6 protein-coding genes and 2 pseudogenes are annotated in these 7,986 nt (G+C 60.9%); 2 read left to right on the plus strand and 6 right to left on the minus strand.

What is annotated here, in order from left to right; all coding sequences use genetic code 11:
• Window positions 1–133: 133 nt before the first annotated feature.
• Together NKI05_RS31720 and NKI05_RS31725 are read left to right on the plus strand one after the other, a co-directional pair.
• Window positions 134–1,247: pseudogene (locus NKI05_RS31720) on the plus strand (IS3 family transposase); the annotation flags it as partial.
• 266 nt (window positions 1,248–1,513) lie between these two features.
• Window positions 1,514–2,383 (plus strand): DUF4238 domain-containing protein, encoded by an 870-nt coding sequence (locus NKI05_RS31725; protein ID WP_352794154.1) that lies wholly within the window; start codon window positions 1,514–1,516, stop codon window positions 2,381–2,383.
• 201 nt (window positions 2,384–2,584) lie between these two features.
• On the opposite strand, the gene NKI05_RS31730 is transcribed toward NKI05_RS31725, so the two are convergent.
• From NKI05_RS31730 to NKI05_RS31755, 6 genes and pseudogenes are all read right to left on the minus strand, one after another.
• Window positions 2,585–4,156: a hypothetical protein gene (locus NKI05_RS31730; protein WP_352504307.1), complete on the minus strand. Its 1,572-nt coding sequence runs from the start codon at window positions 4,154–4,156 to the stop codon at window positions 2,585–2,587.
• Window positions 4,157–4,205: 49 nt separating this feature from the next.
• The gene (locus NKI05_RS31735) at window positions 4,206–4,718 is read right to left on the minus strand and encodes a hypothetical protein (protein WP_352794156.1); all 513 of its coding nucleotides are present in this window, start codon (window positions 4,716–4,718) and stop codon (window positions 4,206–4,208) included.
• Window positions 4,719–4,789: 71 nt separating this feature from the next.
• Window positions 4,790–6,303, minus strand: a pseudogene (locus NKI05_RS31740) (relaxase/mobilization nuclease domain-containing protein); the annotation flags it as partial.
• A 243-nt stretch (window positions 6,304–6,546) separates the two neighbouring features.
• Window positions 6,547–7,320, minus strand: coding sequence for a lytic transglycosylase domain-containing protein (locus tag NKI05_RS31745; protein WP_352794158.1), 774 nt, complete (start codon window positions 7,318–7,320; stop codon window positions 6,547–6,549).
• A 3-nt stretch (window positions 7,321–7,323) separates the two neighbouring features.
• Window positions 7,324–7,659 (minus strand): DUF736 domain-containing protein, encoded by a 336-nt coding sequence (locus NKI05_RS31750; RefSeq protein WP_352794160.1) that lies wholly within the window; start codon window positions 7,657–7,659, stop codon window positions 7,324–7,326.
• A gap of 70 nt (window positions 7,660–7,729) precedes the next feature.
• On the minus strand, window positions 7,730–7,986 hold a 257-nt coding region (locus NKI05_RS31755; protein WP_352794162.1), incomplete at its 5' end, for a S26 family signal peptidase.

Genomic DNA, 7,986 nt, shown 5'->3' on the forward strand with positions numbered 1-7,986 from the left:
GCAGCGCTGGTCGATTTACCTTCTGTCTTGGTCATGGTGGCGTTCCTTCCAGGGAATCGGTGACGTTGAACATCACCAGCCTGCCATGACCGCCCCCTCTCAGCGAATTTGCAGAACTCTCAGCACACTACCGACGGCTACATTGTTCAATATCCGCAATGCCAGTTGCCTGACGGGCTGGGAGAAGCGCTATCATGCGGGCGGGATAGAGGCGCTCGGCCCGCGTCCCAGAGGACGACCCATGTCAAAGCCGCCGTCCCCCGCAGTGCCTGTTGCAGCCAGTGACGAGGCCAAAAGCCGCGAAGAACTGCTGGCTGAGCTGAAGCATCTGCGGATGGAGAACGACTACCTAAAAAACTGGAGGCCTTAACGCAGGGACATGCGCTCAAAAAGCGCAAGCCGTCCAGGCGTTAAGGCCGTTGCATTCGCTTGAGGGGCTGCTCGAGCTGGCGAAGCTTGCGCGCAGCACGTTCTATTACAGACAGAAAGCAGCGAAGCGCTCGGACCGCCATGCGGCGCTGAAGGCGGCGATCAAGGCCATCTTCGACAGCCACAAGGGTCGCTACGGCTATCGCCGGGTGACTGCGCAACTGCACCGGTTGGGCCGGCGCGTCAACCACAAGACCGTCCAGAGCCTGATGGCCGGGATGGGATTGAAGTCGCTGGTCAGGCCGAAGAAGTATCGCTCCTACAGGGGCGAGGCTGGGCGGACCGCTCCCGATCTGTTGCAGCGCAAGTTCGGCGCCGACCGCGCCAACCGCAAATGGGTGACCGACGTGACGGAGTTCAGCCTGGCCGGCGACAAGCTCTATCTGTCCCCGGTCATGGATCTCTACAATGGCGAGATCGTCGCGTTCGAGACGGCGCGGCGGCCACGCTTCAAAATGGTGGACAATATGCTGACCAAAGCCCTCGCCCGGCTTGGTGAGAACGAAAGGCCGATCCTGCATTCCGATCAGGGATGGCAGTATCAGATGTCGGCATTCCAACGCAGGCTGGAAGCCAGAGGCCTCCAACAGAGCATGTCACGCAAAGGCAATTGCCTCGACAACGCCCCAATGGAGAGCTTCTTTGCCATCCTCAAATCCGAGCTCTTCCATCCCGGAACCTTCGACACCGTTCAAAGCCTGGACGACGCCATCACGGACTACATCGACTATTACAACCACCGCCGCATCAAACTGAAACTGAAAGGGCTGGCCCCTGTGCAATACAGGAACCAGCCCTTAAACCTGCCAACTCAATGAACCGTCCAACTTTATGGGGTCAGTTCATAGGAGGGGTACTCTTCAAAAAGGTAGATCGGCGTCCAGTTGCATAGCGCAGGAGTTTGCGGCGAGACCTACTGTGCACTCGACCGTAGCAAGGGTCGCGGCTGGGAAAAGTGGCGCCGTTAGTCGACGCCGAACAAATTCGCCAAATACGGCTCAGTGACAACCGGTGGATGAACCCTCTGCCCGGCTAACCGCTGGCAGCAAAAAACCGCTAAGTCGCTGTGCGAGGAACGCACGGCATGGACCACCATTACATCCCGCAATTCTACCTGCGTCCCTGGCTGGGCGCCGACCACAAGCTGCAAGAGTTTCGTCGCGGCTATGGCGGCTGGATTCAATCTGGCCGGTACGGTACGAAGGTCACGGGTTTCGAGAAGAACCTTTACCGCGTGCCTGGCGTCACAGCGGCTACGCAGCACAACGTCGAGCGCATATTCATGGGCATGGTCGATACGCGGGCCGCTGATGTGCGCGATATGCTGTTGCAGGGAAGCGTTCCCAACCAGCCGCACCTGCGTCATTCCTGGGCGAGATTTATCTGCTCGCTGCTGCTACGGCATCCGGACAGCATTCACACCTTCAAAGAGCGATACCGACGGGACTTCAATGCCTCAAATCCCCGCCTTCAGGCCCGGTATGAAGAGATCAAGAAGGAAGGATTTCCCGACACCTTGGAAGAGTTCCTCACGCTCAGGGACCCGACGATGCTTGAAAGGGAGGCAATCATCACCGCAGCCAAAATGATGGAAAGCGAAGGCACGATGGCGCTGCTCACCGGCATGCGCTGGGCGGTTTATGATACCAGTACCGTGTCCCGCAAACTGATGACCTCGGACCGGCCTGCTGTGTGCACAAACGGCTTCGGCAGTCTCAACGGTCACTTGGGACTCGCTATCAGCCCCACTAAGCTATTCTTGGCAGCCACGTTCGATGTCCAAATGGATTTCATGCTGAAGACGTCTGCCGGCAAAATGGTCCGGCTGGCGAACGCCGCTGTCATCGGTCAGGGCAGGAAATATGTCTACGCCGTCGATGATTCAAGCTTGGCCGAAGTCAGGCGCCTAATGGGAAAGCAGGACTATTTCGAGCTGGTGTCCAAGTCGAAATAGCTGTGGGCGGGCCGGTCATCCGACTCGCCAGATCTCGCACCCACCCTCAACGGCACGAGTAGTGAACACCCGGTCCGGCGTGCCTCATCGTGTGGGGGCCACGCTAATGCGCTTGCTCAAGCCGTTCTGCTGGCACCGGTGGCGCCCGCTCTAGGATGTCGAGATCTGCACTAGGTGCGGTGCAATTCGCGCTCAGCAGGGCTAAGCGCCCTGCGGAAGATCTTTCCGCCATGGCATCACGTCGTCCATGTCGAATGGAAATGGCTTGCGCTCGGTGGGCATGCCAAACTCTTCCAATATCGAGCTTAGGTCGTATCCCTGGTACTTCTCCGTCGCCGCGTGTTCGAGAGCTACGTAGAAACCGTCTTCGTCCGTGAGCGTGAGAAGTTCAGCGAGCTGATGAGCGGAAGTAAACACGACCGGGCGCCGGTCATCCGGGTCTATCTCGGGATAGCCGTCCGCAATTCTATGAGCCTCCTTGACCACGTCGGCCCGCACGTGTGTGTCGAGCCTCAGCCAATCGTCCATGGTGACCACCATGCCATGGGCTGTGATAGACACAGGGTGCTCGGTATAAGCCCCACGGCGCGCAGCAGCATGAAACCGCCACACCTGAAACACGCCCTTGGCCAGCTCATTGATGCCGCGTTTGGCGCCAACCGAAAGGTCGGACGCGAACTGTGCCGAGAAGGTGTTTTTCGTCGCCTTGCACTCAATCACGCCCGTTATCGTGTCGCCATCCATGATCATCACATCGGGACTGAGAAACTTGGCCTTCTTCGTTCCTATCCATCTCTCGTCTAGGCATTGAAAACGCTTCAGATAGGCTGGAATGAGATCCTGCACATAAAGCTCAAACCGCTTGGCTGCCTGCTGGCGCACCAGCAAAGCGTCGGTGCCGATGAAGTCATAATACAGTCCGCTCGTGGCGCGCTGAATCAGAAGTTCGGGTATTGGAGCTATGTAGGCGCCATTCGCTTTCTGGATTACCGGGTGTTGCCGTAGGATGCTAGGTCGATGCCCGGTGAGTAGGTTGCCGCCCGTGGCGACGATCATCTCATTGCGAAGTGTCACCGCTGTCTTTCGAGCTGCCGGAATCGGCAGCGATACGACGCTCAACACCTTCGCCAACGTTTCTGGGCTTTGGGCGAGCACATCGTATTTCGGAGCAACAAGCCAAGGCGTCAGCAGGAATTCAAAGCATAGGCCGACACACATTAGCGTCATCTCGTCGATGGTGAAGCCGTGCTTGGCAGCGAAATAATCCTTCGCTTCCTGGTGTGCGTAGACGAACAGGGTTCGCCGCATTGACTCGGGGTGAAAATAGCCACCACCCTGCCAATGGAACTGCCGCTGAGCAATACGGCTCAACTCCTGGAGAATATTGTCCTTGGTGATGCGGGCGCCGTGCTCGGCGTTCTCCAGGTCCCGAAGCAGATTAACCACCGACGCGACTGCGTCGAACGTATCGATCATCAGGACCTGGTGAATGGGCTTCTTCAGCTCGTGATGCGAGTACCGATGTGCAGGCGCCTTTGGAGTTGTCAGCAGGAGGTTGATGAGTGTTTCAATCTCCCACTTGCGAATTATCTGTTTCGAAAGTGGATCATCGGTGATTGCATCCTTCGGCGCTTTGATGAACCCCAACGCTGGGTTCGGTTCTGCCGATTGCATAATGACGGTAGCCCACATGAGCTGTATGAACCCGGCATCGTCAGCGTTAGCGAGCTTCGCCTCCAACCTCGCTTTCAGCAATTTGGCTTTGATGCTCATGGTGCACGGGGGAAGAAAACTAGCGGTCCGGATGGTCGAACTGCATTCCTCACCCACCAGCGGCTGAGGGTAAAACGATCTTCACCCCTAGATACGTCCCGAACATCCCGACCGTGGCAAGCACGAAGAACGTTAGAAGCATGAGCGAGAGCCGCTCATGAAACCTTCGTACTGCTGCGCTCGGCCCATAGGCCTGCATACGCAAGGAATAAATTGTTACTGCGCCTAGGAAAATGACGAAGCTGACGAGGATCGCAGTGCTTAGCGATATGCTGTCATTCGCTGGCTTCGGCGCTGGGACAGGGGCTGTATGAGTATTGCGCTTGGCGTTCGCCTCTCCCAGAAAACTGAAATTTGCAGGCGCGTCGTCTGGAACCTCGACTTCGACATTTAAGGTGTCGCGTATCCTTGCGACGTCATCGTTTGCAGCGCGTAACTGGTCTACACCTTTGAGTTCTGGTATCGGAGGAAACGGGGCAGGAAGCGGTGCGCCGAAGACCGCTTCAATATTCTGTTGTGCGCTCGCGGCGCCGGAGAAGAAAGCAGAAGGTGACCAGGGCAAAGCAGATGGTTCGACCGACGTTCCTCAGCCCGCTCCTACAGGCGGTGGATCAGTTTGATGAGGCTGTGACACTGGCCGGTTTCGGCCGAGAGCTTTTCGCCGAGCGCCTCCAACTCGCAGCGACGCAGCGTGTCTATCAGGTTGCGGGTGAAGGTTGTGCGTTGGCCATGCCGCTCGCCGAGGTCCCGTTGGACGAGGTGGTCGGCACGGAACTGCATCGCCTGCCGCACCTCGGCGCCGAAGCCGCCTTCCGACAACGCAGTCGGTTCGCGGGCGATGTTCTGGCGATCGAGCCAGGTGGCGCCGGCGGCGGTAACCTGCCGCTCAATATCGAGATCGGAACGGACGGCGAGTGCTGCGCGCCCATGTCCCTGCGCGTCATGGAACCTGCGCAGCTCAACGATCGAACCCGGAGCGCTGTCGCCGGCGGCGTCGAGGTCGGACAGCTTGATGTGATGGGTGCGGCCGTCGGTGCCATCGACCACGGCGTAGGCGCTGCCCTTCAACTCGTCATCGAGACCGCGGTCGACCAGCCGACCGACGATCGGTGTGGCTAGGCGCTCCGCCGCCAGCACATAGGTCGCCGATCCGCGCTCGATGCCCTGTTCTGTCAAGGCGCGGTGCATCCGCTTGATGATGTCGCCGCGTTCGCCAAGCTCGCGCAGCGTCGCCTCGGCCTTGTCGTCGATCATCCATTGGCCTGGGCCGACCTGTTCGGCAAGGCCAAGGGTTTCGAGCTTGCGCGCCCGCCCGACCTTCAGCACGTGATACTCATCGGGCTGAGCGCTCGCCGGGGACGCAAGATCGACAACGCCTGTGTCGCGGCAATCGCGAACAAGCTGCCGGTCAAGCTGGGTCCAACGTTCGGCCTCGACCTGACGCTGCAGATTGCGGCGGAGTCGAGATCGGTGCGCGGGCCGAGCTCCTGGGTAACGAGGTCGGCGGCGCGGGCGCGCATTCCCTCCTTGATGTAATCGCGGGAGATCACGAGATCCTGCCCGTCATCAGTGCGGCCGCGCAGGATGATGTGAAGGTGCGGGTTGTCGGTGTTCCAGTGATCGACGCCAGCCCAATCCAGTTTTGTGCCGAGGTCCTTTTCCATCTGACCCATCAGATCGCGGGCGAAGCATTTGAGGTCCGCCATGTCGACGGCATCTTCCGGCGAGACAATGAAGCGGAAGTGGTGCCGATCATCGCTGCACCGCTCGGCAAAAGCACCGCCATCCACCTCCCCGACCCCCGGCCCGAACAGCCTTGCCTTCTCCCCGTCCCGGGTGACGCCCTCTCGGCGCAGATAGGTGAGATGGGCGGCAAGCGGCGCTGCGCGCGCGTGATGACGCACCAGCCGTGTCTTGATGATCACGGCTCGCGAGCGGCCGGTGAGGAGACGATTGGCGCGCACGCTCGCCGAGCGGCCGCGCCCGAAGGTCGAGCGATTGCCCGGACTGATCCGGCCGGAGCGAGAGATGCGCGCGCCGGCCTTCCGGGCGGCGGCAAGCGCCTGCGCGATGAAGGGCCTGGCGCGCTGAGTGCCAGACGAGCGGATGCGGCCGGGGCGGATTCGGAAACCATCCTCACCGTTCATGGCGAAGATCCGCACATCGTATCAAGGCACGGAAATCACAGCGAAAACAGTGCTCCGGCGAGGTGCGGCAGATCTTTGCACCTCGCGGAACTCCTGCATAACCTATTGAAACAACACAACCGACCGACGCCGCACCTCGCGCCCTTTTATCTCGCCATCTTCCGGTTGTTTTGCCCACCTTCCGCCTCCATCCACGCCACGGTGCGCTGGGGCTCGCGGTTGCGCGAAGACGCCCATGTGCGCTCATGGCTGGATCCTGTCGCCGGCTCGCGCCACGAAGAGGCCTTCGGACAGCGGCACGATGGCGGAGACATCGCGCACGGTGGGTGGAGAGCTCGCGTCATTTGGCGGTCCCTCGCTCGGCACGAGAGCGACAGCTTGTATGCGATCCGGCAGACCGACGAAGAGCGAGCCGCGCTTCCAGGGAATGGCCTCGACAGACGTAACGGCGAAAGGGCGCATACCCTCGCTTTCACCGATCAGGGGCGCAAATGCTGCGACATAGGCGTGGGTCTCGGCCGGTAACGGACGCCCAGTGAGGTAGGCCTGGTAGCGTGCAGGTCCCGCGTTGTAGGCGGCCAGAAACCCCGGTGAGCCGAAGCGATCGTGCAGTTCGCGCAGGTACGCCGTTCCTGCCAGGATGTTGTCCCGGGGATCGAATGGATCGTGGCCGAGCGACCAGCGGGCGCGCAGATCATCCCACGTGCCGGGCATGATCTGCATCAAGCCGCGGGCGCCTGCGCTGGACATGGCGCGCACATCGCCAGCACTCTCCTTGCGCATGATGGCGCGTATCAACGCGGTCGGAACGCCGAAGCGGTGCGAGGCTTCTGCGATATGCGCGCCGAACGGATCGCGTTGGGACGACCGTGGGACGGCCAAGTCCTGCGCCAAGGTCGCCGCCGGCATGACGGTCGCGACGGACAGGCCGCAAAGGAGGAGCAGAGCCATGCGCCGGGCAGCACGAAACGGCCCGGGCGCACCGCGATGGCTCGTCGACGGACGGCGAGCGCGCATCGTTCAATCCTTCTCGCTACGGTCGCGCGGTCGCGCCCAGTGCAGCGACCAGGACGTCTTGTCGTCGCCATTGCGAAAGAGGTTCGCGCGTATCGGCTGCGCGAAGGTCGGGTCGTCGAGCTGGATCGAGACATAGTCTCCGGCCTTTTCGCTGGAGCGTTTCCAGCCGGCACCAATCTCGGGGCCGTCCTCGTTTCCGGCGTGAATGCGGTAGTCAGGCGCATTCTCCGTTTCGCTCGCCTCTGCCGCCACAATGGCGATATCCAGGTTGAGACTGAGCGTGTGGATGCGCCCGCTATAGCCTGTCTTCTGGCGCGTGAATTCTCCGATCTGTTGCATGTCAGGTTCCTGTTTTCGAGTGGTGCGGTGATGAAGACTGGCGGCACGACGCGCGCCGCTGGTCGCGCGCTCACCGCGTTGGCGCGCGCCATTCGAAGCGGCCGTTGCCGCCCCCGTCCGTCCACAACGGGACGGCGCGGCCGATGATCTGGCTGGTTGCGAGGAGGCCGAAGTAACGTCCGTCGAGACTGTCGCGGACCTGCCAGTTCATCAGGAAGAGTTCCCCGATCGAGATGCGGCGGCAGCCCTGCCAGACCGGCAGGTCACGACCGGCCCGGTCACGCGTCAACGCCATCCCCGCCTCGTTTCCATCGACCGTGATGGTGA

It is taken from the genome of Mesorhizobium sp. M0771 (genome assembly GCF_040320155.1).
GTDB lineage: Bacteria > Pseudomonadota > Alphaproteobacteria > Rhizobiales > Rhizobiaceae > Mesorhizobium.